Source organism: Aerococcus sp. UMB7834 (assembly GCF_030215145.1).
In the GTDB taxonomy this organism is placed as follows: Bacteria; Bacillota; Bacilli; order Lactobacillales; family Aerococcaceae; genus Aerococcus.
In genome coordinates, this window is sequence record NZ_JASOLI010000007.1 from 109,089 (window position 1) to 135,279 (window position 26,191).

General features: G+C 49.6%; 22 protein-coding genes. 16 read left to right on the plus strand and 6 right to left on the minus strand.

All coding sequences use genetic code 11. The features are described from left to right. Window positions 1-21 precede the first annotated feature (21 nt). Window positions 22-489, plus strand: coding sequence for a low molecular weight protein-tyrosine-phosphatase (locus QP339_RS07130; RefSeq protein WP_284910962.1), 468 nt, complete (start codon window positions 22-24; stop codon window positions 487-489). Between the two features lie 348 nt (window positions 490-837). Here the strand turns inward: QP339_RS07130 and metK are convergent, their stop codons facing one another. Further along, the gene (metK, locus tag QP339_RS07135; protein WP_284910963.1) at window positions 838-2,037 is read right to left on the minus strand and encodes a methionine adenosyltransferase; all 1,200 of its coding nucleotides are present in this window, start codon (window positions 2,035-2,037) and stop codon (window positions 838-840) included. 199 nt (window positions 2,038-2,236) lie between these two features. On the opposite strand from metK, the gene QP339_RS07140 reads away from it, so the two are divergent. Next, the gene (locus tag QP339_RS07140; RefSeq protein WP_284910964.1) at window positions 2,237-2,605 is read left to right on the plus strand and encodes a hypothetical protein; all 369 of its coding nucleotides are present in this window, start codon (window positions 2,237-2,239) and stop codon (window positions 2,603-2,605) included. A gap of 500 nt (window positions 2,606-3,105) precedes the next feature. Here the strand turns inward: QP339_RS07140 and QP339_RS07145 are convergent, their stop codons facing one another. Both QP339_RS07145 and QP339_RS07150 read right to left on the minus strand, forming a co-directional pair. Next, complete coding sequence (locus tag QP339_RS07145) at window positions 3,106-3,702, minus strand: M24 family metallopeptidase (RefSeq protein WP_284910965.1); 597 nt, start codon at window positions 3,700-3,702, stop codon at window positions 3,106-3,108. Between the two features lie 3 nt (window positions 3,703-3,705). After that, entirely contained in the window at window positions 3,706-4,227 is a 522-nt protein-coding gene (locus QP339_RS07150) for an aminopeptidase P family N-terminal domain-containing protein (RefSeq protein ID WP_284910966.1), read from the minus strand. Window positions 4,228-4,313: 86 nt separating this feature from the next. Here QP339_RS07150 and QP339_RS07155 point away from each other — a divergent pair, with 86 nt between their 5' ends. The 10 genes from QP339_RS07155 (at window position 4,314) to QP339_RS07200 (ending at window position 16,737) form a co-directional block, all read left to right on the plus strand. Next, window positions 4,314-5,048 (plus strand): TraX family protein, encoded by a 735-nt coding sequence (locus QP339_RS07155; protein ID WP_284910967.1) that lies wholly within the window; start codon window positions 4,314-4,316, stop codon window positions 5,046-5,048. A 23-nt stretch (window positions 5,049-5,071) separates the two neighbouring features. Next, entirely contained in the window at window positions 5,072-6,445 is a 1,374-nt protein-coding gene (locus QP339_RS07160) for a Sapep family Mn(2+)-dependent dipeptidase (RefSeq protein ID WP_284910968.1), read from the plus strand. Window positions 6,446-7,447: 1,002 nt separating this feature from the next. After that, on the plus strand, window positions 7,448-8,557 hold the full coding sequence (gene uxuA, locus QP339_RS07165) for a mannonate dehydratase (RefSeq protein ID WP_070619179.1): 1,110 nt from the start codon (window positions 7,448-7,450) through the stop codon (window positions 8,555-8,557). Window positions 8,558-8,586: 29 nt separating this feature from the next. After that, entirely contained in the window at window positions 8,587-9,441 is an 855-nt protein-coding gene (locus QP339_RS07170; RefSeq protein WP_070619282.1) for an SDR family oxidoreductase, read from the plus strand. A 156-nt stretch (window positions 9,442-9,597) separates the two neighbouring features. Beyond that, window positions 9,598-10,449 carry an HAD family hydrolase gene (locus QP339_RS07175; RefSeq protein ID WP_070619182.1) on the plus strand — a complete coding sequence of 284 codons (852 nt, stop codon included), beginning with the start codon at window positions 9,598-9,600 and terminating at the stop codon, window positions 10,447-10,449. Window positions 10,450-10,467: 18 nt separating this feature from the next. Next, entirely contained in the window at window positions 10,468-11,118 is a 651-nt protein-coding gene (locus QP339_RS07180; protein WP_070619183.1) for a bifunctional 2-keto-4-hydroxyglutarate aldolase/2-keto-3-deoxy-6-phosphogluconate aldolase, read from the plus strand. After that, window positions 11,118-12,155, plus strand: coding sequence for a sugar kinase (locus QP339_RS07185; protein WP_070619186.1), 1,038 nt, complete (start codon window positions 11,118-11,120; stop codon window positions 12,153-12,155). The genes QP339_RS07180 and QP339_RS07185 overlap by 1 nt, the downstream gene beginning before the upstream one ends. A gap of 25 nt (window positions 12,156-12,180) precedes the next feature. Next, a complete protein-coding gene (gene uxaC, locus QP339_RS07190; RefSeq protein ID WP_284910969.1) occupies window positions 12,181-13,614 on the plus strand; it encodes a glucuronate isomerase in 1,434 nt (477 codons plus the stop codon). Between the two features lie 501 nt (window positions 13,615-14,115). Further along, window positions 14,116-14,850 (plus strand): amino acid ABC transporter ATP-binding protein, encoded by a 735-nt coding sequence (locus QP339_RS07195; protein ID WP_210382804.1) that lies wholly within the window; start codon window positions 14,116-14,118, stop codon window positions 14,848-14,850. Window positions 14,851-15,564: 714 nt separating this feature from the next. After that, window positions 15,565-16,737 (plus strand): hydroxymethylglutaryl-CoA synthase, encoded by a 1,173-nt coding sequence (locus QP339_RS07200; protein WP_284910970.1) that lies wholly within the window; start codon window positions 15,565-15,567, stop codon window positions 16,735-16,737. A 58-nt stretch (window positions 16,738-16,795) separates the two neighbouring features. On the opposite strand, the gene QP339_RS07205 is transcribed toward QP339_RS07200, so the two are convergent. Together QP339_RS07205 and thrC are read right to left on the minus strand one after the other, a co-directional pair. Next, window positions 16,796-18,130: a hydroxymethylglutaryl-CoA reductase, degradative gene (locus QP339_RS07205; protein WP_284910971.1), complete on the minus strand. Its 1,335-nt coding sequence runs from the start codon at window positions 18,128-18,130 to the stop codon at window positions 16,796-16,798. A gap of 424 nt (window positions 18,131-18,554) precedes the next feature. Further along, window positions 18,555-20,036, minus strand: coding sequence for a threonine synthase (gene thrC / locus QP339_RS07210; RefSeq protein ID WP_284910972.1), 1,482 nt, complete (start codon window positions 20,034-20,036; stop codon window positions 18,555-18,557). A gap of 212 nt (window positions 20,037-20,248) precedes the next feature. On the opposite strand from thrC, the gene QP339_RS07215 reads away from it, so the two are divergent. Next, a complete protein-coding gene (locus tag QP339_RS07215) occupies window positions 20,249-20,887 on the plus strand; it encodes a 50S ribosomal protein L25 (protein ID WP_284910973.1) in 639 nt (212 codons plus the stop codon). Between the two features lie 1,023 nt (window positions 20,888-21,910). Here QP339_RS07215 and QP339_RS07220 read toward each other — a convergent pair. Beyond that, window positions 21,911-22,702, minus strand: a complete 792-nt coding sequence (locus QP339_RS07220) for an ABC transporter ATP-binding protein (protein WP_284910974.1) — start codon at window positions 22,700-22,702, stop codon at window positions 21,911-21,913. A 344-nt stretch (window positions 22,703-23,046) separates the two neighbouring features. On the opposite strand from QP339_RS07220, the gene ilvB reads away from it, so the two are divergent. The 3 genes from ilvB to ilvC all read left to right on the plus strand — a co-directional run bounded on the left by ilvB (window position 23,047) and on the right by ilvC (window position 26,146). Further along, window positions 23,047-24,756: a biosynthetic-type acetolactate synthase large subunit gene (gene ilvB, locus QP339_RS07225; protein ID WP_284910975.1), complete on the plus strand. Its 1,710-nt coding sequence runs from the start codon at window positions 23,047-23,049 to the stop codon at window positions 24,754-24,756. Then, window positions 24,756-25,055: an ACT domain-containing protein gene (locus QP339_RS07230; protein WP_284910976.1), complete on the plus strand. Its 300-nt coding sequence runs from the start codon at window positions 24,756-24,758 to the stop codon at window positions 25,053-25,055. The genes ilvB and QP339_RS07230 overlap by 1 nt, the downstream gene beginning before the upstream one ends. 80 nt (window positions 25,056-25,135) lie before the next feature. Next, window positions 25,136-26,146, plus strand: a complete 1,011-nt coding sequence (ilvC, locus tag QP339_RS07235) for a ketol-acid reductoisomerase (RefSeq protein WP_502869658.1) — start codon at window positions 25,136-25,138, stop codon at window positions 26,144-26,146. The last annotated feature ends 45 nt before the right edge of the window (window positions 26,147-26,191 follow it).

Genomic DNA, 26,191 nt, shown 5'->3' on the forward strand with positions numbered 1-26,191 from the left:
AAATTTCACTTAGGAGGTTCTATGGTTAAGATTTGTTTTATTTGTTTAGGTAATATTTGCCGGTCTCCCATGGCGGAAGCCTTGATGCGCGAGGAAGTTAAGCAGCGCGGTTGGGAGGATAGGGTTTTGGTGGAATCAGCAGCGACAGGAGATTGGAACCTGGGCTCAGCCCCCCATCCCGGCACCGCCAATCTGTTAGCAGCTAAGGGCATCAGCACGGACAATATGTATGCCAGCCTGCTGGAAGCCGGTGACGTCGACCGCTACGACTACTTAATTGGCATGGACGACAGCAATATCGAAAATATTGAGAAAATTGTTGGCACTAGCGACAAGGTCTACCAATTATTGGACTTCACTGACCAGCCTGGACCGATCGCCGACCCTTATTATACCGGGAACTTTGACCTGACCTATGATTTGGTCACAAAGGGCATCCAGGGCCTCTGCCAGCACCTAGAAGCGACTTATCCCGAATTGCGCGACTAGTATAGAGGGGAAAAACTGCCAGCCAAGGAATAAATCGCCTTGCCTAGCAGTTTTTTGTGGAAATTTTTTGGAGAAGCGTGTTGAACTAGCGAATGATGGTCCGGTTCGCAAGTTGAAGCGGGGCTACTTTCAAACGGAGCCCTCATTAGCAAGTTGAGGCGGTACTACTTTCAAACGGAGCTTCCATTCGCAAGTTGGAGCGGCTCTACTTGCGAACGACGGTCTCCTTAGCAAGTTGCCCAGGTCCAAATGCAAAACGGATGCTCAAAAGTAATTACTAAACAAAAGCAGCTCTCCCCTAGCCAACCTGGACCGGAGAGAGCTGCTTTCTTTTTTATCTTATTTATCTTAGTCCAGGGCGTCCACAGCAGCTTTGAGGTCGTCAATGCGGTCGGTCCGCTCCCAAGGGAAGTAGGGGCCTTCTGCATGGCGGCCGAAGTGTCCGTAGGCGGCAGTGGGTTCATAGATGGCTTGGCGCAGGTCCAGGCTGTCGATGATACCGCGTGGCGACAGGTCAAAAATCTGCCGGACGGCTTGGGTGATTTTCTCCTTGGCCACGGTTTCGGTGCCGAATGTATCGATATTGATGGAAACAGGTTGGGCAACCCCGATGGCGTAGGCGAGTTGGATTTCGCACCGGCTGGCCAGTTGGCTAGCAACGATGTTTTTCGCAATGTAGCGGGCCATATATGAAGCACTCCGGTCAACTTTGGTGGCGTCCTTACCGGAGAAGGCGCCGCCCCCGTGGCGTGCCATGCCGCCGTAGGTATCCACAATGATCTTCCGTCCCGTTAGACCAGCATCTCCCTTGGGCCCGCCGATAACAAAGCGGCCAGTTGGGTTGATATAGTACTTGGTCTCGTCATCTAAGAGATGGCTTGGGATGACTTCCTTGATCAGGTGCTTGTGGATGTCAGCTTCAATTTGTTCCAGGGGTGTTGATTCCGCATGTTGGGTGGAAACGACAATGGTGTCGACGCGAACAGGTTTCTTGTTCTCATCATATTCCACGGTAACCTGGGTCTTGCCGTCGGGACGCAGGTAGGGCAGGATCTCTTCGTGGCGAAGGTAGGCCAGGTGCTCGGCCAAGCGGTGGGCCAGTTGGATAGGCAGGGGCATGAAGTCTTCGGTTTCGTCGCAGGCAAAGCCAAACATCAGGCCCTGGTCCCCAGCACCGAGCGCTTCTTCGCCTTCTTTATCCCGGATTTCGAGGGCCTGGTCGACCCCTTGCGCGATATCAGGGGATTGCTGGTCGAGCGCGACCATTACGTTGAGGTTCTCTGCGTCGAAGCCGTATTTGCCCCGGGTGTAGCCAATATTTTTGACGGTCTCGCGGACAATGGTCTGGAAGTCGAGATTGGCTTGGCTGGAGATTTCACCGAAGATCACAACCAGGCCGGTATTCACAATGGTCTCACAAGCTACCCGGCTGTTAGGGTCCTGGCTGAGGGCTGCATCCAGGACAGCGTCACTGATCTGGTCAGCGATTTTGTCGGGATGGCCTTCGGTAACACTCTCACTGGTAAATAAATAATGGTTTTGTAACATTTTGTCCTCCTTAATGGGCAAGGATATTTTCCGTTTTATTCCTTGTCTATTCTAGCATGTAATTGTAAAGCTGGGAATGGTCAAATAATATCTTGAAAGTTCGTTAAAAATTCAAACATAGTCGGTAAAATAAAAGCAAAGTGTGTCTGCCTGGTCCACTGGGGCGGGCTAGACGCCAAAATAGAGAGGAGGGGACCAAGTGAAACGCGCAAGCTACCGCAAGGCCAAGGCGGAACTCGCCAAGGAAAAAGAACGCGCCAAAAAGAAAGGCCAAGCCTTATTCGATACCCACTACCAGCAGGAAACCACAATCTACGCGACGGATGACCGCAAGCGAGACCGGGAAGCCGTCGATTCCAAAACGCGGGAGATCGACCTGGATACCAATGAAATCTTCTATGACCGCGAGCGCAAGCGCCAGTGGTTCTGGTCGGATAGCCAGCATGGCGCCTACCGCTTCTTAGCCCTGGGATTGGTTGTCGTGACCCTGGTCCTGCTCTGGTTCATCGGTCCCTTCGTGATCAGCTACCTGCGCGGCCTCTTCCACCAGGCCCAGCTCTGGTTTTAGTGGCGAGGCAGGAGGGGATGACTGGTAAGACCGACTAAAGGCAGTCTTATCCTCTTTGTTCCAGACCTTTATTTCTTCCGCTAGCCTTCACAGCTTAGTTGGGGTTGAGTAATTTGCGCTCAGACTTGCTGAATGCAAAATGATAGCGGTTATTTGCGTTCAGAGCTGCTGAGTACAAAATGGCAGCTGCAATTGTGCTCAGAACTGCCCTATGCAAATCAGACAGCTAGAACCTTGTTTGACACCATTCCAATTACTAAAAGCTAACCGCTCTTGCTCGCACCCTTAGTTGGGTTCGCAAGAGCAGCTTTGGAGTGCTTTCGCAAGTCGGAACCGTACAAGCAGGGCTTGCCCTTATTCCGACTTACTCCAAGCATCCAAAGCTAACCGCTCTTGCTCGCACCCTTAGTCGGGTTCGGTCGCGCAGCTTCCTTGTCACTTCACAAGTCTCCATCGCAGTCCTCCAGACTGCTCTGGTGACTTGCTCCAGTGAAAGGAAGCTAACCGCGCTCCCTCTCACCCTTTACAGGAATAACTGTGAGTTCTTTTGGGTAGTGGTTGATGACTTCGACTCCGTCGGCTTGGGCGATGACTAGGTCTTCGATTCTTACTGCGGTTTCGCCTTCTAGGTAGATGCCGGGTTCGATGGAGAAGCACTGGCCGGCTTGAACCACTTGAGTATTGGCTTGGCTGACGTTGCCGGCTTCGTGGGTTTCCTGGCCGATAAAGTGACCTGTCCGGTGGATGAAGCAGTCGCCGTAGCCAGCTTGGGCGATGGTGGTCCGGCAGGCCGAATCGATGGCTTGGAAAGTAGCCTGACCGACCTTAACGGCTGCAATTCCAGCTTCCTGGGCCTCCAGGGTCAGCTGGTAGAGGGCCCGGTCCTTGTCTGAGACCTGGCCGTAGTAGAAGGTCCGGGTCATGTCCGAGCAATAGCCTTGGTGGCGGCAACCGATGTCGACCACAATGGCGTCTCCCACTTGAGGTCGGCTGTGGTCCGACAGGTGGTGGGGGTCGGCCCCGTTCGCCCCGTAAGCGACGATGGGTTCGAAGCTAAAGCCTCCGTCTGCTCCAACTTCGCGGTAGATCTTTTCCAAGGCCTAGCAGGCTTCGATTTCGCTGGGGCCATAGGGAAGCACTTCTTCTACTAAGCGGGCCATGGCTTGGTCGTTGAGGGCGGAAGCCTGGCGCATGAGCACTTGTTCATCCGCAGACTTGATCCCGCGCTGCTGGTCGACCAAGTGGCTGGCCAGACTGAAGTTACTCAAGGGATAGGTCGTGATGAGGGGGAGGAGGTAGTTGGCTGTCATCTGCTTATCGATGCCGAAATTTCCCACTTCCTCTAGGGGCAAGCGCTTGACCAGCTGGCCGAAGTCATCTTGGTCTTTGGTCCGAAGCACTTGAAAAATATCATCCACTTGGAAGCGGAAGAGCTCGTTGGCTACGAGGCAGGGCCGTCCTTTATAGGGCACAATGAGGAGCCAGAGCCGCTCCATGGGGTCGACTAAGACGCCGGTATAATAATAGATGCTGTAGGGGTCAGTCACTAGGATTTGGGTCACATGCTGGCTTTCCAGTCGGTCTTGTAAGGACCTTAAACGGGCACGATATTCACTTGCCATCGTGTCATCTCCTTTATGTCTTGATAGGAGCATTATAAAACAAAACTAGCAGAAGAACAAAGCCATTCAGGAAAAGAGGGAAGCAGATGCAAAACACGTGCGATGATGACAGTAGAGGACCAATCTTCTCCTTGACGGGGACCCAGTTGAAGCTGATTGCCATGCTGGCCATGTTTATTGACCATGCGGCAGTGGTTTTCATAGAGCCCCAGCTCTTGGTGCCAGTGACCTGGCTGGACTTCTTGACGGTGTCCAGCGATAGCTTGGCTCTGGTCTACCTCATCATGCGGTCGATCGGCCGGATCGCCTTTCCTATTTTTTGTTTCCTTCTGATTGAGGGCTTCGTCCACACCCGGTCGGTCAAGGCCTATGCCGGGCGACTTGGGGTCTTGGCCCTCCTTTCAGAACTGCCTTTCGACCTGGCCCTCTTCCGGCAAAGCCTTGACTGGAGTCATCAGAATGTTTTCTTTACCCTTCTAGCAGCGCTCTTGGCCCTGGTCAGCTTAAAACAAGACCGTTACCGCTGGCTCAAAGTTATCGGGCCTCTATTCTTGATGGTCCTCGCTGAGCTGGGGGGAGTTGACTACGGTTACTTTGGGGTAGCCCTGGTGGTTCTCCTCTATCTGAGCCGGTCCAACCGCTTCTATCAAGCGCTAGTTGGAAGCCTGGCTTCGATCTGGGAGGGGCCTGGTGTTTTGGTCGCTTACTTCCTTATTTACCACTATAATGGAGAAAAGGGGCGGGGGAATAGCCGCTGGTTCTACTTTCTCTATCCGGCCCACTTACTTATTTATGCTGGGATCCGTTACTTGCTCTTGTAATGAATTAGAAAGAGGTGGCACAGATGTTAGCCATTAATTATGACGCTTATTTCGAGGACTTATTGGCCGAGCTCAAGGCCCTCGTCCGCATTCCATCCGTTCGCGACGAGGCTACAGCCTCCAGCGAGGCGCCTTATGGTCAAGAAATCCGGCGCGCCCTGGACTATATGATAGCGCTCGCCCAAGCAGAAGGCCTGACTGTACAAAATTATGCTAATGAGGCGATTGCCATTGACCTGCCCGGACAGTTAGCGACCCCCTACCGGATCGGCGTGGTCAGCCACTTGGATGTGGTCCAAGCAGGCAGTCATTGGACCCGGCCCGCCTTTGAAGCGGTAGAAGAAGACGGCAAGCTCTATGGGCGCGGGGTCAATGATATGAAACGGTCCTGCCTCTTGGTCTTCTATGCCATGAAGATTATCCAGGACTACAAAATTCCTCTCCGCAACCAGTTGCGCCTGGTCTATGGCTCTGATGAGGAAACAGAGATGCTAGACCTGGAGCCCTATTTGCGCCAGGCCGGCCAGCCTGACTTTGCCTTCACTCCGGATGGCGTCTTTCCTGTCTGTGTAGGGGAATTCGGCGCCATTACCTGGGAATTCCGCCATGAACTGGCAGGCTACGGGCCAGTCCTCGAGCTATCAGGTGGAGAGGGAGCCAATGTGGTGCCTTCTCAGGCCCAAGCCCGTTTAGCTGGTGATTACCAAGAGCTTCTCCAGACTTATCTGGATCAGAAAGATTGGCCGGGCCAAGTTAGCTACCAAGATGGTGAGACCCACTTGCGCCTGGACGGCAAGGGGGCCCACGCCTCAGAACCCCAGCTCGGGATTAATGCTATCAGCCGGCTCTTCCAGACCCTGGGAGAAGCCCTGGACTTGGAAAGCTTTAGCGAACTAGGCCGGACCTTCAGCCCTAGCGATGGATCAGGAGTCGGCATCGCCTATGCCAGTCCGGAAATGGGAGCCTTGACCTTTAACCTAGGTCAGGTGGATTTTCGAGCTCAGTCCGCTATCAAACTCGCCGTCGACTGCCGCTTTCCCAATGGCTCGCATTCGGATGAATTGAAGCAGAAGATCCAAAGTCTTTTGCCTGATTGGCAGATCCAGGCTAGTTTCGACGTCCCGGTGACCCTAGAAGATGCGGACCGGCCAGCTATCCAGATCTTGTCGAAGACCTTTGCCCAACACTTCCCTGAAGAAAGCCAGACGCCCCTGATCGGCAAGGCGGTTTCCTATAGTAAGAAAGTAGGCAACTGCATCAGCTTCGGCGCCAATTTTCAACAGGACCCTGAAGTGGCCCACCAGGCGGATGAGTATGTGGAAATTGATAGCCTCATCCCGCTTCTCAAACTGTACACGGAAAGTTTGATTAAGCTTGGCCAGGCTAAGGAATTGTAGGGTGGATAGCGATTAAAGGAAACGGTGCTAGTGAGCATCCGTTGCGCTTTTGAATTTGGGGCTTGTCACTTTAAGAACTAAGCCGCTGACACTCCAAATCTCAAAACACCATACGGCCTTGCTTCGATCACACTAACAAGTCTATCCAGCTGAGCTTATTCGTTAAATTCAAAACAAAAAAGCAGAAGCTCTTATAATCTAGAAGCTTCTGCTTTTTACCTTGTTAGTGCTGTGAATTAAAAATGATTCACCAATAAATAGAATATCTGTTATGAGCAGGCGTTAAGCACATGCTCACCTACACCATTCACTTCTGGCTAATTTTAATCTTCTTTATTGCTGAGGTAGATGCTCTGGATAATGGTGAAGATAATCAAAATCACATACCAGAGAATTTTGCGGTTACGCTTTTTTTGTGCTTTGGATGTTGCCATAGGATTCACCTCACTCTTTTTTCTTAACTAGTATAGCATACCTACCCCCTGGAAACCATTACAAAAGGGTGAAGCCGCTCCCCAAAGTACCTTGTCATGATATTCTCTGATCTTTACCTGGCTTATACTATTATAGATAAGCGGGCGCATATACTTTTGACTGACTAGTCGGTCAATTAAAATAAAGAAGAGAAGGTGAGAAGAATTTTTTTCAATTGACTGGCAAGGTATTCCAGCCCAGCAACCCCTAGGATAAGCACAAAAAGAGCACAAAAAGCCCTGGATGATTATTGGGATTCGACATCAAATTCATAGCCCAAAGCATGTGCAAAAATGTTCTTATATGAAGCGCTTTCGCGTCAAATCAAGGCTTAGCTGATATCAGGCTAATCCTTTTGCTCTGAAAGCGCTCTAATTATATTTATTTAAACTATCAAAAAACTGGCCTTTTCAAGCAAGTCTACTTGATATAATTAACGCTTATAAGGTACAATTAATATAGAACGCTGTGGATAAGTTTGGGCAACCAAAGTCCCACAAGTTTTTTGTGAAAAGGAGAAGATAAAATATGGAAATGAGTTTTAGATGGTATGGCCATCATGACCCAGTTAAGCTAGAAGATATCCGTGTCATTCCAGGCATGCAAGGTATCGTAACAGCTGTTTATGATGTGCCAGTGGGGGAAGCATGGCCCCTTGAAAACATCGAAAAATTAAAGGCGTCTGTTGAGGAACAAGGGATGCATATTTCGGTTATCGAATCAATCCCTGTCCATGAAGACATCAAATTAGGGAAAGCAAACCGCGACCAATTGATTGAAAATTACAAAGAGTCTATCCGCAATGTGGGTAAGGCCGGAATTCCAGTGGTATGCTACAACTTCATGCCGGTCTTTGACTGGACCCGTACCGACTTAGAATACCTTCTTCCTGATGGTTCAACTTGCTTGGCCTTCTTCAAGGATGAAGCTGAAGCAGTGGACCCAATCAATGGGGACTTTAGCCTACCAGGTTGGGATGCTTCTTACACCAAAGAAGAAATGGCCCAAGTCTTCGCTGACTATGCAGAAGTCGATGAAGAACAATTATGGGAAAATTTAGAATATTTCCTTAAAGAAATTATTCCAGTGGCTGAGGAAGCTGGCGTGAAAATGGCTATCCACCCTGATGATCCGCCTTATTCTATCTTTGGCTTGCCACGTATCATTACCGGTCTAGACGCTGTGAAGCGCTTCTTAGATATCGTGGATTCACCAAGCAATGGGATCACTATGGACCACGGCTGCTACTTCTCAGATGGCAAGAACGATGTTGATGCCATTATGGAATATGCCTTGAAACGCGACCGAATCAACTTCGTCCATGCCCGTAACGTCCAAGCTGGCGACTGGGGCTTCATGGAAACTGGCCACTTATCTGCTAACGGGGACGTGGACTTCTACAGCATGATGGACCTCTTAGTGAAATACGGCTGGGAAGGCCCAATCCGTCCTGACCACGGCCGCCGCATCTGGGGCGACCAAACGGAAACACCAGGCTATGGCCTCTATGACCGTGCCCTAGGGGTTGCCTACATCAATGGCCTCTACGAAGCGCTCTGCCACAAGTATGACCGCAAACCAGACTTCGGTCAATCCGTTTATCCACACGACGAAGAATTACTTAAGAACCGTAAATAAGAAATAACAAGAGAGAGGGAATGCAAAAAATGGCAAACAATCCATATGTTCATGATTTTTCAGGTAAGACTGTTGTATTAACTGGTGCAGGTGGGGTTATTGTTTCTAAGTTAGCAGAAGGTTTTGCTCAAGCTGGCGCTAATGTTGCTTTACTTGACCTTAACGAAGATGCAGCTAACGAAGCGGCTGAAAAGATCAACGCTTTAGGTGGCGGCAAGGCTAAGGGTTACAAGTGTAATGTTTTAGACAAGGAAAACTTAGAAGCTGTCCGCGAAGAATTGAATAAAGACTTCGGCCCATGCGATATCTTAGTTAACGGGGCAGGCGGTAACAGCCCACGTGCAACTACGGATAACGAATTCCATGAAGAAGGTTTAGACGAAGAAACCACTACTTTCTTCGACTTGGATCCAGAAGGCGTTAACTTTGTCTTCAGCTTGAACTTCCAAGGGACCTTACTCCCAACCCAAGTTTTCGCTAAAGACATGGTAGGCCGTGAAGGGGCAAATATCATTAACGTTTCTTCAATGAACGCCTTCACACCATTAACCAAGATCCCAGCTTACTCAGGAGCTAAGGCAGCTATCTCTAACTTCACCCAATGGTTAGCTGTTCACTTCTCTAAAGTTGGCGTACGTTGCAATGCCATTGCACCAGGTTTCCTTGTGTCTCACCAAAACATTGATTTAATGTTTGAAGAAGACCATGAAACCTTGAAACCACGTGGTAACAAGATCATTACCAATACACCAATGGGTCGCTTCGGTGAAGCTGATGAAATGGTTGGGCCAACCCTCTTCTTAGCCGATGAAAAATCCGCAAGCTTTGTTAACGGGGTTATCATCCCAATCGATGGTGGTTTCGCTGCTTACTCAGGTGTTTAATCTGGGCAGCTGTTTTAGATGAATGAATGGGAAAGGCTTAAGCAGGAAAGTAACTTTGTTTAAGCCTTTTCCTTAGTGGTGGAAGAATCATAAATTAGCTAAAATAATAATGGGAAACCACTAAAAGACATAAAAGCAATTTAAGGAGGAATTATCTTGGCGAATTTACCGGAACAATTTACTAAACAAAGAGACTATTTAGTCTGCGTGGATTCTGATGGCTGTGCCATGGACACCATGAATGTCAAGCACTTTGAATACTTTGGCCCTTTAGCAGCTGATGAATTCAATATTCAAAACAAAGACCAATTCCAAGAAGACTGGAACCGGGTGAACCTGTTCTCATCTACACGGGGGATTAACCGCTTCAAGGCTTTAGTGATCTGCTTGAACAATGCCAAAGAGGCTGGCGAGGACATCATCAATATTGATGCCTTAGCGGAATGGACTGAAACGACTTCATCCTTATCTAATGGTTCCTTAGAAGATAGCTTGAAAGACCAAGATGATGAGTCCCTCAAACGTGCCCTGTCTTGGTCACAACGGGTGAACAAGGGGATTGAAGAAGAATTAGCTGGCAATGACAAGCCTTTCCCAGGCGCTAAGGACGGCCTTGCTGCTATTAGCCAAAAGGCAGACCTTGCCATCGTATCATCGGCTAACTCAGAAGCCCTCAACTCTGAATGGACCCGCCACGGTTTAATGGACTATGTGGACGTAGTTTACGGCCAAGAAGCAGGTTCTAAGAAAGACGCCATTGCTAACCTCTTAGAACACGGCTATGACAAGCACAAGATCTTGATGGTTGGGGACGCACCTGGCGACTTAAAGGCTGCAACCGACAACGGTGTTCTCTTCTACCCTATTATCTTTGGACAAGAAGAAGAGAGCTGGGCTGGTTTAGAAAATACAGGCTTGGACAAATTCTTGAATGATGACTATGCGGGTCAATACCAAGAAAGCAAAATCCAAGACTTTGAAGATAACTTAGCCAAACACGACAAATAATTAGGAGGATATGCTCTTATGGCAAAAAAAGCTGAAACAATTGTACAAATGAAAGAAAACTATCTCTTCGCTGTTATCCGTGGGGAAAGCGAAGAAGACGGTTACATTATCTCTAAAGCCTGCTATGAAGGCGGCGTGAAGAACATCGAAGTGACCTTCTCCACTCCAGGAGCTGAACGCGTGATGGCGCGCTTGGCTGAAGAATTCAAGGGCACTGATATGGTCGTTGGGGCTGGTACCGTTCTTGACCCAGTGACCGCTCGCATTGCAATCTTGAACGGGGCAGAATTTATCGTATCCCCAGCTTGGAACCCTGAAGTGGCTAAGATCTGTAACCTCTATACGGTGCCTTACCTACCAGGTTGTGGGTCAGCGACTGAAATCCAAGAAGCTTTAACTTTAGGCTGCGAAATTGTTAAAGTCTTCCCAGGTGGCGTACTTGGTTCTGGCTTCATAAAAGATATCCATGGTCCACTTCCACAAGTTGAATTAATGCCTTCAGGTGGCGTGAACATTGACAACATGGAAGAATGGATCGACAAGGGTGCTTGGGCAGTTGGTGTGGGCTCAGCACTAACCAAAAACTACAAAGCAGAAGGGGCAGAAGGCGTTAAAGCAACCGCTAAGGAATTTGCGGACCGCCTAGCTGCTATCTTGGCTGATAAATAATGCTCAAAAAAGTTGTGACTCTGGGAGAGCTCTTGCTCCGGCTAACGACTGAGAGCAGCGAGCGTTTCTCACAAGCCCAAAACTTTGAAGCAACATTCGGTGGCTCAGAAGCAAATATTGCGGCCACCATCGCCCATCTCGGCATGTGGGCCAGCTTTATTTCAGCTGTACCAGCCAATGAAATTGGTGACGCAGCAGTTGAATTTATGCGTAAGAATGGGGTTCACACCGGCTACATTCTTCACCAAGGCCCTCGTTTAGGGATTTACTTCGCAGAGAAGGGCCATTCCATCCGGCCTTCGAAGATCGTTTATGACCGCCAGTACTCTTCCTTTGTAGAGTCCAAGGTGGAAGATTATGACTTTGACTTGATCTTTGAAGATGCCAATTGGTTCCACACCTCGGGCATTACCGCTGCCCTGTCACCTGAACTCTTTGAGCTCAGCAAACAGTGCATGATTGAAGCCAAACGCCGGGGGATGAAGGTTAGTCTGGACTTGAACTACCGGGCTAGTCTTTGGGGCTTTGAAGAAGCCCGCCATGCTATGGCTGAACTGGCACCTTATGCGGATCTCCTGATTGGGATCGAACCGCTCTTCCTACCTGATGTGGATGGTAATGACTATAAGGACAACCGGAACATCCAATTGCCTTATGATTTCAATACCATTTCTCCGATTTTAGAGCAGATCGCTTCCCACTATAAGTTGGAGAAGATCGCTTTGACCAAGCGCAAGGTCATCAATGCTAGCCGCAACATCCTCCAGTCCTATCTCTACGATGCCAAGGACAATGAACTCTACCCATCCAATGTCTTTGATGTGGATATCATCGACCGGATCGGGGGCGGGGATGCCTTTGCAGCAGGCTTGATCTATGCCTTAAATACCGACAAGTACACCGACGCTGAGGCCATCCAGTTCGCCAATGCGACCTTTGCCTTGAAACATACCATTCCAGGCGATATGGCCATTGTTAACCTCAAAGATGTCGAATCCCTCATGTACCGAGGTAGCAACTTCGACGTCCAACGCTAAAGCAATAGAAAGGGGCAAACCATTTATGCCATTTATTAATGACGACTTTATGTTACAGAGTGAAAGCGCCAAGCACCTCTACCATGACTTTGCAAAAGATATGCCAATTTATGACTTCCACTGCCACTTGAGCCCACAAGAAATTGCGGAAGACCATGAGTTCGAAAACGCTACCGAACTCTTCCTCGGTGGGGACCACTACAAATGGCGTGGTTTACGTGCCATGGGCTATCCCGAAGAATTAATCACTGGGGATGCCTCAGCTGAAGATAAGTTCAAGGCATGGGCTGAAACCGTTCCAAACACGATCGGTAACCCACTCTTCCACTGGAATGCACTGGAATTGAAACGTTACTTCGGTATTGATGAAATCTTATCAGAAGATAACTGGAAAGAAATCTATGATAAGGTGAATACTAAATTACAAGACGAAAAATTAACCGCTCGCCAATTGATTAAGGATTCGAATGTCACCTTTATCTGTACCACCGATAACCCATTCGATAGCTTGGAATACCACAAGCAAATTGCGGAAGATGATTCCTTTGACGTCGACGTGGTACCTGGCTTCCGTCCAGATGGGGCCTTCAAGGCAGGGGAAGAAGCCTTCGTTGACTTCTTAGCTAAGATGGAAGAAGCGAACGGCATCCACATCGATTCCTTCGCTAAATTAATGGAATCCTTGGAAGACCGGATTAAATTCTTCGGTGAACACGGTTCTCACGTGTCTGACCACGGCTTGAAAGTCTTGGCTTATGCTGACTCAACCGAAGAAGAAGTCGAAGACATCTTCCAAAAAGCTGCTAAGGGCCAAGCTTTAACGGAATTAGAGTACGCTAAATTCCAAAGTGCCCTCTTAGTGGAATTGATGAAGATCTACAAACGCGAAGACTTTGTATTCCAAATCCACTTTGGTGCCATCCGTGATAACTCAAGCCGCATGTTTGAAAAGACAGGCTTTGACTCTGGTTTGGACTCAATCAACGACCAAGGCAATGTGGCAGAAGCCCTCAACCGTCTCTTAGACGCTGCGGACAAGACTGATGAATTACCTAAGACCATCATCTACCCATTGAACCCAACCTACTTCGACCTCGTTGCAACAACCTTGGCTAACTTCCAAGGCAACGAAGACGGTCAGAAGAGCCGTTGCCAATTAGGTTCTGGCTGGTGGTTCAACGATACCAAATACGGTATGTTGAAACAATTCAAGTCTTATGCTGAGGCTGGTCTCTTGATGAACTTCGTCGGCATGTTAACCGACTCACGGAGCTTCACTTCTTACACCCGCCACGAATACTTCCGTCGCCTCTTCTGTGACTACATTGGCGACTTGGTTGAACGCGGTGAAATCCCTAATGATGACGCCCTCTTAGAGAAGCTCATCACCAATGTCTGCTACAACAATGCGGTAAACTTCTTCTACGACGAAGAAAAAACCGTCGAAATTGGCAAATAACTTGCAAATTTCATAGCATTCGCTACAATAGAAGTAGCTGAAGAATGACAGAAGGGAGGACACTTACGAATGACTAAGCCAAAGCAAAGCCTAGTAAGTGTAACCCATTTCGACCATTCTTTATGCCCAAAATCTTATATTGTCAAATCCAACTAGTCCAGTTTATGCTGGGCTAGTTTTTTCTTATGTGCAGGAAGGAGTGACTGGATTGTTCTTGCTTTTCAATCAATTTCAACAGAAAGGTTAAGGTGATCCAATGCCAATCAAGGCCGTATCTCGCTATTAGGCGTTACATAATAAAGATAATAAAGAAAGAAGACCAGCTGGGTGGCTGGTCTTTTATATCGGGCTTCCTATATCTCACACCCTTATCTAATCGCTTCGAAAGAGCAGCTTGAGTTTTTTACTGGAAAATGTCAAGAATAGCTGTCAGTTGGCCAGTTATTTGTTATAATAGGACTACTTTAATTAAGAGAATGATGAGAAAGCGAAAGGATGATCATGATGGATAAAGTCGTCGTAAAAGGGCTGAAGAAGAGCTTTGGCGATAATGAGGTTTTGAAGGATATTAACTTTAAGGTAGCTGAGGGGGAAGTGGTTTGTGTGATTGGTCCTTCAGGTTCTGGGAAATCGACCATGCTGCGTTGTCTGAATCGCTTAGAAGATATTGACGCTGGGGAAGTGATTGTCGACGGGGTCAATATTTCCGATCCTTCCATCGACATTAACAAGGCCCGGGAAAATGTGGGCATGGTTTTCCAACAGTTTAACCTATTCCCACACTTGACGGTCCAAGAGAATATTGCCCTGGCACCGGTGGAATTGAATAAACTGACCCAGGCTGAGGCGGACCAAAAAGCCTTAGAACTCTTAGAAACGGTGGGCTTAAGGGACAAGGCTGATGCCTATCCTAATTCGCTCTCTGGGGGCCAACAGCAGCGGGTGGCAATTGCGCGCGCCTTGGCGATGAGCCCAGACTTGATGCTCTTCGATGAACCGACTTCCGCCTTGGACCCAGAAATGGTTGGGGACGTGCTGGAAGTGATGAAGGACCTGGCCGAAGAGGGGATGACCATGGTGATCGTGACCCACGAAATGGGCTTTGCCCGCGAGGTGTCGGACCGGGTTGTCTTCATGGATGGAGGCTATATTGTCGAAGAGGATGTCCCAGAGAAACTCTTCAGCCAACCTGAAAACGAACGGACCAAGAGCTTCTTGGATAAGGTGCTCCACTAGTTGTAAAATGCTGGTCAGGACCACCTGTTTCGCTTCTGCTCATGAGTGGATGTCAAGCTGATTTTTCTTTGCTGATTATAGAGTCGGTGAGGAGGGAACTGTGCGATGAGCTGCTATTTGCTCTCGGGGTTTACGAATGCAAATTGCCGACCTGCTATCTGCTTTCAGAGCTCTCAAGTGCAGATTGGCGAGCTACTATCTGCTCTCAAGACTCGCGAGCGCAAATTGGCGACTTGCTATCTGCTCTCAGAGCTCCTGAGCGCAAATTGCCCCCCAGCTACATTCTGAAATGGCTAAGGATCAACTTCAATGCTCCAATCCTGCTCACAAATAGACGGTTAAATATCTTTTATCTACAAGCTGTTAAATTTTTAATTCACTAATGCTAACAAGTAAAGCTGGAAGTAAAAATCCAGCTTTTTTTGCTTCTTCACTAAATGGTGCTAATGAGCATGCCTTGCACTGTTGAATTTGGGCCTTGAATGTTTAGAGGATCAATATTAAATTATAGCCTTTTGTACTTTATCCGTCAGTCATTGAGGCTCCAGTGCTTTAGACCTGACCAAGTTTCGCAAGCTGCCCTCTTCTTTACCAGTTCTTAAATAAGATTGGTACATATTTGCCGATAAAGATGATAAAATAACAATTGACTATATGACGATCTCTGGGAGTTTTCCCAGGCTTTTAAATTAATCAAGTATGGGAGAAGATAGTATGCAGAATTTAGCAGTGGGTATTGATAAGATGGATTTTTATGCGCCAGGTTATTTTGTCGATATGGCGAACTTAGCCCAAGCGCGCGGGGTGGATCCTAAGAAGTTTAATGAAGGGATCGGCCAGGACCAAATGGCTGTGCCGCCAATTACGCAAGATATCGTGACCATGGGAGCCAATGCGGCTGACTTCTTGACGGAGGAGGACAAGGCGGCTATCGATATGGTTCTCGTGGGGACGGAGAGCGGGATTGACCAGTCCAAGTCTTCCGCTGTCTACATCCACCACTTGCTCGGCATCCAGCCCTTCGCCCGGTCGGTGGAGCTCAAGGAGGCCTGCTATAGCGCGACCGCTGCCCTCCACCTGGGCCTAGACTATGTGCGCACTCACCCTGAGCGAAAAGTCCTTGTCCTGGCTTCCGATATTGCCCGTTATGGCTTGGAAACGTCCGGTGAGGCGACCCAGGGGGCAGGGGCAGTGGCTATCCTCCTCGCAGCCAATCCCCGCCTCGCTGTTGTCGACTCAGACTCTGCCTTCATGACGGAAGACGTGATGGACTTCTGGCGGCCTAACTATACGGACAAGGCCATGGTGGACGGCAAGTTGTCTCTCCGCCAGTACACCCATGTTCTCGAACGGGTCTGGGACAAGTACCATGCAGAGACAGGTTTGAGCTTGGATGATTTCGAAGCGGTCTGCTTCCACCTGCCTTATACTAAGATGGGGCTCAAGGGCCTCCGCCGCTTGATGAAGGGGGCCAGCGATGAGAAGAAGGATAGCCTGCGGACCTATTTTGAAGCTAGCGAACAGTACAGCCGGCGGATCGGGAACGTCTACACGGGCTCGCTCTATCTCAGCTTGATCAGTCTTTTGGACCAGGCAGAGGGCCTCAAAGCGGGGGACCGGGTCGGCATGTATAGCTATGGTTCGGGTTCGGTGGGTGAGTTCTTTAGCCTGGTCTTGGCAGATGGTTTCCAAGCAGGCCGGTATAAGGCAGCCCACGAAGCCTTCTTAGACCAACGTGAAGAGGTTTCGGTAGACCGCTACGAGCAAATGTTTAATGACCGTCTGCCGAGTGATGGTAGCCAGTTAGACCTGACGCCGTCCCATCCGAGTGAGACTTACTATGTCCAAGGTATGGCCGACCACCAACGCCATTATGGCAAGCAATAAAAACAATGAAAGACCTCTGCTAGGATTTCCTGGCAGAGGTCTTTCATTGTTTCTTAGGTTAGTGGTCGCTCTTATCTTGTCGGAGCTCAGCCAACAGTTCACGGGCCTTTTCCTGGTTGATGGTGGAGCTGTCAGCTAGGGCACTGGCCAGCTGGGCGACTTCTTCGCTTTCAGCTCCGACCTGGATGGCGACGGACCGGGCGTGGAGGGCCATGTGACCGGACTGGATGCCTTCAGAGACTAGGGCGCGCAAGGCGGCGAGGTTCTGGGCCAGGCCAATGGCAGCAATGACCTGCATGAGCTCTTGGGCGGGCAAGTGACCGAGCAAGTCCTGGCTCAGCTTGGCCTGGGGATGGATGCCGATAGACCCGCCCACAGTCCCCACAGCTAGAGGCAGGCAGAGTTGGCCTTGGAGGGTCCCTTTATCTTCATCGTAAGACCAAGTGGCTAGGCCGCGGTAGGCGCCGTCCTTCACAGCATAGGAATGGGCGCCTGCTTCGATGGCCCGCCAGTCATTGCCCGTGGCGAGGACGACCGCATCGATCCCGTTCATAATCCCCTTGTTGTGGGTGGCTGCCCGGTAAGGGTCGACTTGGGCTAGGTCGCTAGCATAGCCGATCCGCTGGGCCACCAGGCTGCCGGCAAGGCCGGGTCGGCTGAGCTTTCGGGCAGGAATTTCACATTGGACCTGGACCAGGCACTGGTCGGCGTGGTTGGAGAGGATGGCCATGAGGGGATCGAAGAGAGGCTTGCCATCTTCAGCCAGGGCCTGGTTGAGGGCCAGGCAGCTTTGTTCTTTGACGGCTTCCAGCATGGTGTTCATCATATTAGCCCCCATGGCTTCCTGGGTATCGACATCCAGGTAGATGAGATAGAAGCCCCGACCCTGATAGCTATAGTAGGCAGAGCGGACAGCGCGTGGGCCGCCGCCGTATTTGAGGATGGCGGGATAGGCAGACTTGGCCCAGTCTAGGATCTCGGCTTCGTGACGGCTGACCCAGCCTGTGAAGGCCTCTTTCAGCTTAGAATCATCGGGCCCTGTCAGGCAGACCTGACCCGTCATTAAGCGTGATTCGATATGGGCTTGGAAGCCCGAGCCGGCACTCACAATTTGTCCGGCGAAGTTACTGGCTGCTACCACGCTAGGTTCCTCGGTCACCATGGGCACGATATAGGCCTTACCATTAACCGTCAAGTTCAAGCTCAGGCCCATGGGAATCTGATAAGTCGTGATGACATTTTCGATCATCTGGTCGGCCATCTCCAGGGACATCCCTTCTCCCTCGGCCAGGGCTTGGCAGGTCTCAGCAGCTAGGATGCCTGCTTCTTCTAAGACCTGCCAGCGCTCGGCCAGGGTCTTTTTATGAAAATGTCGCCAAATTTTTTTGCTCATGGTGGATTCGCTCCTTTATTATCATTGCCTTAAGTATAATATATTCCCTGTCTTTAGACAAAAGATTGGGGGAGGTTGAATGGTAGAGATAAGCATCCCTTGCGCTGTTGAATTTAGTCGGCTAAGCCCCAGTCCGGGCTTTTGATTGGGGCTTGAGAAGTGGCAAGCCACACTTGAGGGATCCAAGTGTGTGTAGGATTTCATGAAGCCACACTCTAAGTCTCCGATTATGTGTTGGGACTTATCAAGCCACACTTTAAGTTCTCAATTGTGTATAGGATCTAATCAAGCTACAATTTGAGCTTACACTTGTGGCTTCAATTATGTTTCAAAATAATAATTCAGAGAAATCTTATCCCTTCAATAAAAATGCCCCAAAGCAGACTCACGATAGCGCTCTGGGGGAATTTTTGTTTGTCTAATTTTAATCCTTTACAATCTTTAGCACTTCCGCTTCCATCTGGTCGATGGCCAGGATTTTTTTGTCGCGGATGTCGGCGGACTCGAGTTCCTGGATGGCTTGGGGGTAAGGGACCCCGCTCAGCTCGCGCAGCTTGGCCAGACGTTCGCTGATTGAGGCTTGGTCGGCGTCTTGACCGATGGCTTGGAGGACGGTGGCCGGGAACTTATAGGGGCTAGCGGTCGATACGATGACACCGGCCTTGGCGCCTTCTGTTTGGTCCAGGTACTTGCGGTAGCTCCGTGAGGCCACTGCGGTATGGGGGTCCATGAGATAGTCATTGGCTTCGAAGGCTTGCTTGATTTCGTCCTTGGTTTCGTCTTCGCTAGCAAATTCCCCACTGATGCCTTGGAAGGCTTGGAATTCTTCCGCGGTGACTTGGTAGAGGCCGTCCTGGTCGAGCTGGGACATGAGGGCGGTCAAGTGGTCGCTATTGTCACCCAGGGCATGGTAGAGCATGCGCTCGAAGTTGGAAGAAACCAGGATGTCCATGGAAGGGGAGATGGTCAGCTTGAAGTCACGTTTACGGTTGTAGGTCCCGGTCTGGAAGAAGTCATAGAGGACCTTGTTGTCGTTTGAGGCACAGATTAAGTGATTGACGGGCAGGCCGCAGCGTTGGCCGTAGTAGGCAGCCAGGATATTGCCGAAGTTGCCGGTAGGGACAGTGAAGTCGATGGCTTCTCCGGCTGTGATGGTGCCTGCCTTAACTAATTGGGCATAGGCATAGAAGTAGTAGACCACCTGGGGCAGGAGCCGGCCAATATTCATGGAGTTGGCTGAAGAGAACTGGGCGCCTTGGTCAGCCAGTTTTTGGCGGAGGGCAGGGTCGTTGAAGAGAGCTTTGACCTGGGTCTGGGCATCGTCAAAGTTTCCCTTAACAGCGTAGACATAGGTGTTAGCGCCTTTTTGGGTGAGCATCTGCTTCTCTTGGATATCGCTCACGCCGCCTTCTGGATAGAAGACGGCGATCTTGGTTGAAGGCACATCCGCGAATCCCGCCATGGCAGCTTTTCCGGTGTCCCCAGAAGTCGCAGTCAGAATAATAATTTCCTTATCGTTGTGGTTGATTGCCGCCGCCTGGGTCATTAGGTGGGGCAGGATGGATAGGGCCATGTCCTTGAAGGCGATAGTTGCCCCGTGGAAGAGTTCCAAGTGATAGCGGTCGCCAACTTTGACTAGGGGTGCGATCTTTGGATCATCGAATTTGTCGTCATAGGCAGCTTCGATACAAGCACGGAGGGCCTCCGGACTGTAGTCGTCTAGGAAGGGGCCGAGGATGAATTCAGCCATCTCTTGGTAGGAGTAGTCCTTGAGCTGATCCCAATCGAGCTCGAATTGCGGGAAGGATTGAGGAACATAGAGGCCGCCGTCTGGTGCCAGGCCCTGGAGAATGGCCTGGGAAGCACTGACAACTTGCTTAGGATTGCGGGTAGATTGATAGTACATGCTGGGTCTCCTTTTTAATTTATTTAGCTTGATTCTAATAGTTATATCATAATTGAATTTTATAGACATTTGCAACTGTATTCTTGCAAAATTATGCTATAATGAGGATACATCGGATTATGATTTGAAGACTTGAAAATAGTCTATTGCTTATGATAAGATTAAAAAGTATCTATTTTTAGGTAAACGAATCGATTTCAGGAGGTAAATACATGAAATTTGTAGCAAAGAAACGTGAAGCTGCAGGGACAAACGCATCTAAGAAATTACGTCAAGAAGACTTAGTACCAGGCGTTGTTTATGCAAGCGACCTTGAACCAATCAACATCAGCATGGAACGTGCTGACGTGGAATTAATCGAACGCGAACTCGGGATCAACTCTGTCTTCGAACTCGAAGTTGAAGGCGGAGAAACACGCACCGTCTTCTTACGTGATATCTCACGCGCAGCCTTGAAGCCAATCATCTATAATGTCAACCTTCAAGCCATCAAGAAGGGTGAAAAACTTGAAATGGATATCCCAGTTTACATCGAAAACGAAGACAAACTGGCTAACCCAGACGGCGTAGCAGCCTTGAACTTCTTCGAAGTAACTGTTGAAATCGACCCAGCTACCGCACCAGAATACATCGTAGCTGACGTTGAAGGCTTAGACATCGGTGAAAACATTACCGTTGGCGACTTGACCTTCGAAGGCATCGAAAACGCTGAAATCGTCACCGACCCAGAAGAAGTCATCGTTTCCATCGCTGTTCCAACCGAAGAAGCAGAAGTTGACGAAGAAGTCGTTGAAGCAGAACCAGAAGTTATCAACGAAAAAGAAGCTAAGATCGTAGAAGAAGACGACTAAAACAGGGTGTGAGACTTGGCGTTTAGACTCGGATGATTGGAGCAAGTCAGAATAAGAGCGAAGCATTCGCTCGTTTCTGACTTGTGAAATCACTCCGAGACTGCCAAGTTGAACCCGACTAAACAGGGTGTGAGAAAAGGCGTTTAGAAAGGGATGACTGGAGGCAAAAGGGATAAGAGCGGCTATAGCCGATCGTTCCCTTTTGCTGAAGTCACTCCCTTTCTGCCTTTTCGAACCCGACTACACAGGGTGTGAGCAGTTGCGTATAGACTTGAATGACTGGAGCCCAAACGGAAAAGAGCGGCTTTAGCCGATCGTTCCGTTTGGGTGAAGTCAGTTCAAGTCTGCAACTGCGAACCCGACTAAAACAGGGTGTGAGAAAGAGCGCTTAGCTTTGGATGCTTGGAGTAAGTTGGAATAAGGGCAAGTTAGGCTTGCACGTTTCCAACTTGCGAAAGCACTCCAAAGCTGCTCTTTCGAACCCGACTAAACAGGGTGTGAGGGCGCACGGGTAGAAGTGGAACTCTGGAGCAAAAGACTAGAGAAGGCTAAGAGCCTTCGAAAGGCTTTTGTGAAGAGGAGCCACTTCTGTGCGACCGAACCCGACTAAACAGGGTGTGAAGACTCATTCAAACCCCATTATAAGAATGTGACAAAAGTCAGCGTACTGACTTTTGTGACCGATTAAAAAAGCTGGAGCTACTCCAGCTTTTTTTTGATGCCTGTTGATAACATAATTTTAAGCAGATAGCTAAATTTTTAGAGACCAGGGAGACTTTTGAGGAGATTCGTCACTGCAACCCACACTCGGAGCGTCTGACTGTGGGTTGATACCTAGCAACCCACACTCGCGGTGTCTGAATGTGGGTTAACGCTTCTCAACCCACACTCGCGATGTCTGAATGTGGGTTAACGCTTCTCAACCCACACTCGCAACCCCCGAATGTGGGTTAACAGCTCTCAAGCCACACTTGCGCCTTCCCCAATGTGTCTCGCTACTCCCTAGTCTAGCCCCAGCCCCTATTAACGCGGCACAACCAAGACGCGCTGGTCCTTGTAGGGGAGGCAGTCGACGGCTTGGCCGTAGAAGTTGGTCAGGAGCTCATCTTGGAGCATGTCCTGGCGTGGGCCTTGGGCGAAGACTTGCCCTTCCTTGAGCAGGAGGACGTGTTGGAAGAGCTGGCTGATGTCTTCGCTCCGGTGGCTGATCATGACCAGGCTTAGGCCCTCTTCCTGGCTGACTTCACCAAGAAATTCCAAAAGCCGTTCGCGGGCGAAGAGGTCCAGGGCGTTGAAGGGTTCGTCTAAGATTAGGAGTTCCGGCTTGGTCATGAGACCGCGGAGGATGAGGATCTTTTGTTTCTCACCCTGGGAGAGGGTGGCAAAGGGGCGGTCAGCTAAGTCCTGGCAGTCGAAGCGGGCCAGAAGCTCTTGGGCGGCCAGTTTTTCCTTGGGGCCGACTGCCTGGTAGAGACCGAAGCTAGCGAAGAGGCCGCTCAGGACGATCTTTAGGACCGAGTCATTTTCGGGTAGGCGGTATTCCAGCCAGGAGGACACCAGGCCGATCCGCCGTTTCAAGCGGGAGATATTGGTTTGGCCGAAGCGTTCGCCGAGCACGGTCACTTGGCCGGCGCTAGGCCAGTCATAGCCGCTCAGGATATGGATCAGGGTGGATTTCCCTGAACCGTTGAGACCGAGCAGGGCCCAGTGTTGGCCGGGACAGATTTCGAAGTTGATATTTTTTAGGATAGGGCGTCCCTGCCGGTAGTAACTGACATTTTTTAGGCTCAGGACGCTGTCATTATGTTGGGTCATGGGTCTACCTCCTTTTTACTCTTAGTCTTATGATAGCATGAAATCAAAGATAAAAACCACTTTCATAAGAATTAAATGATAATATTCTAATAAATTGTATTGACAAATGAGACGAGGCTCAGTATAATCAATTTATCGATTAAGAAAGGAGTCCCACTCATGAAAATGTCTAAGAATTTTAAACAAGTGAATATTTTAGTCATTTTACACAGCTAGGACTGGACTGATTGAGATCAGCTTCGAGTCCTATTCGGCTTTGTAGAGTGGGACATAGCATCCCATGCAAGCATTGGGATGCTTTTATTTTAACTAAAGTGTAAGTAAGCAGAAGGATGGGTGGTTTAATGGCAAAGGAAGAAGAGACAAAGCAGGGCATGCAAGTCCTTGTTGAAGCCTTGAATGAAGAAGGGGTTGATGTCATATTCGGGTACCCAGGAGGAGCGGTCCTCGATCTTTATGACCAATTCTTCAAGAACGGCACCAATCACGTCTTGGCCCGGCATGAGCAAGGGGCTGGGCATATGGCGGACGGCTATGCACGGGCAAGCGGCAAGACCGGCGTCAGCGTGGTCACTTCAGGTCCGGGGGCAACCAATATTGTAACGGCTGTGGCAACAGCCCAGATGGATTCGGTACCCATGGTTGTTATTTCCGGTCAGGTGGCCCAGGCAGGAATCGGTAAAGATGCCTTCCAGGAAACGGACGTGATCGGTGTCATGACGCCGATTACTAAGTATTGTGTCCAAGTACGTGATGCCCGTGATATTCCACGGATTATTAAAGAAGCCTTCTATATCGCCAATTCAGGGCGGAAGGGTGTTGTGGTGGTTGACATTCCAAAGAATGTGGGCCAGCAGATGGTAGCTGTTTCCGAGCTGAACACAGAGATCTACCTGCCCGGTTACCAGCCTGAAAAGCAGCAGAAGATTACGAATAATGAGCATATTCAGAATATTATGGAAGCTATCCAAGCTAGTGAAAAACCCCTCCTCCTTGTGGGTGGCGGGATTGCCAAGGCCGGTGCGGAGGAAGACCTGCGTGAATTCGTCCATACCCATAAGATCCCAGTCGTTGCGACACTCTTGGGCTTGGGAGCGGTCGATAGCAAGGATCCTTACTTCCTTGGCATGGGCGGGATGCACGGTTCCTATGCAGCTAATATGGCGCTGATGACTACCGACTGCCTGATCAATATCGGGTCACGCTTCGATGACCGGGTGGCTTCCGTGCCGGACAACTTTGCGCCGGGGGCTAAGATCATCCATATCGATATCGATGCTTCTGAGATCGGTAAAGTTATCCAACCCGACTACGAACTGATTGCCGATGCCAAGGTAGCGCTGGAAGCCCTCAATGCTTCAGCCCTATCCAACTATGAGTCCTCAGAAGAATGGGTGGCCTTCCACAAGGACAACCTAGCCAAGCACCCCATGGCCCTACCGGAAGCCCGGTCGACCATCCGACCCGAAGCGGCCATCGCCTACCTGGGTGAGAAGACCGATGGCGAAGCCCTGGTGGTAACGGATGTTGGCCAGCACCAGATGTGGGCGGCGCAATTCTACCCGGTCCGCCACACTCAGCAGTTCCTGACCAGTGGTGGTTTGGGGACCATGGGCTATGGCGTCCCCGCAGCGATTGGGGCAGCCTTTGGGGCTAAGGAAGGTCAGGATGTCGTTGCCATTGTGGGTGACGGGGGTTTCCAGATGACCAACCAGGAGCTCAATATCCTGTCCGTCTATGATGTGAAACCCAAGTTCATGATCTTGAATAATGAAGTTTTGGGCATGGTTCACCAATGGCAGGATAAGTTCTATGGCCAGCGCTACTCGCATTCTGAATTCTTAGATAAGAATCCAGACTTCGTGAAGTTATCGGAAGCCCTGGGTGTCAAGGCGGCTCGAGTGAGCGATCCCGCTGAGATGGAAGCGGCGATCGACGCCATGCTGGCCTATGATGGGCCTTATGTCCTTGAAATTCGAATTGCCAAGGATGAATTGGTGCTCCCAATGGTTCCAGCAGGTAAGCCCAATAATGAAATGGAGGGATTAGGCTAATGGAATCTCGTATCATTCAAACCCGGGTGGTGAACCGGCCAGGAGTTCTTAACCGGATTACCCAAACGGTCCTCAAACCAGGTTACAACATCGATACCCTTACTTTGCAATATGCCGGGGGTTCAGCTGATTCCAGTGCTGAATTTTCCATCATTACCCTAGGCATTAAATTCGCCGACCAGGCAGCGGTTGAGCTCTTGATGAACCAACTTGAGAAGCAGATCGATGTCATCTATGCGGTCGATATCACAGACGGTCTTCCCAACGATCAAGAGCGCGAAGACCAATCCATTTATTAGGTAGTAACTTACTCTTTGGAGTAAATAATAATTACTATGGCAACCCTCGCGGTGTCTAAAAAAATTAGGAGGAAATAATTATGGCTACAATTTATTATGAAAAGGATGTACAAAACAATGCATTAGAAGGCAAGAAGATTGCCGTTCTTGGTTACGGTTCCCAAGGGGGCGCGCACGCTAAGAACTTACGCGACTCTGGTCAAGATGTCATCATCGGCCTTCGCGAAGGGAGCTCTGCTGACCGTGCCCGTGAAGATGGCTTCGACGTTTTCTCAGTGGCTGAAGCCAGCAAGCAAGCGGACATCGTGATGGTACTTTTACCAGACGAAATCCAAGCTGATGTATATGAAAATGAAATCAAAGATAACTTAGAAGCAGGCAATGCCTTAGCCTTCGCCCATGGTTTTAACATCCACTTCGGGACCATTAAACCAGCAGAAGATATTGATGTCTTCATGGTGGCTCCTAAAGGCCCAGGCCACTTAGTTCGCCGCGAATTCGAAAACGGTTCTGCCGTTCCTGCCTTAGTGGCTGTCGCTCAAGACGCAACAGGCAAGGCCCACGACATCGCTTTATCATGGGCAGACGGCATCGGCGCAACCCGCGTTGGCGTTCTTGAAACAACCTTCAAGGAAGAAACGGAAACCGACCTCTTCGGTGAACAAAACGTTCTGATGGGTGGGGTGACTCACTTGATCGAAGCAGGCTTCGAAGTTTTAGTTGAAGCAGGCTACCAACCAGAATCTGCTTACTTCGAAACTTGCCACGAAATGAAATTAATCGTTGACTTGATCTATGAAGGTGGGATGTCCCACATGCGTCAATCCTGCTCAAATACTGCAGAATACGGCGACTATGTGACTGGCCCACGCGTCATCGGCCCAGAAGTCAAAGAAGCCATGAAAGAATCCCTCAAACGCATCCAAGACGGCGACTTTGCCCGTGAATTCGTGAATGACTACAAGAACGGCTTCCCAGAATTCCACAAGATGCGTGAAAAAGAAGCCAGCCACCAAATCGAAGAAGTGGGCGAAGAGCTTCGCGATATGATGCCATTCGTTAAGAAGAATAAAGTCGACACTAAGAATTAATTCAAGAGAGTGTGACAAAAGTCGGTTAGGCCTGAACCACTTCAG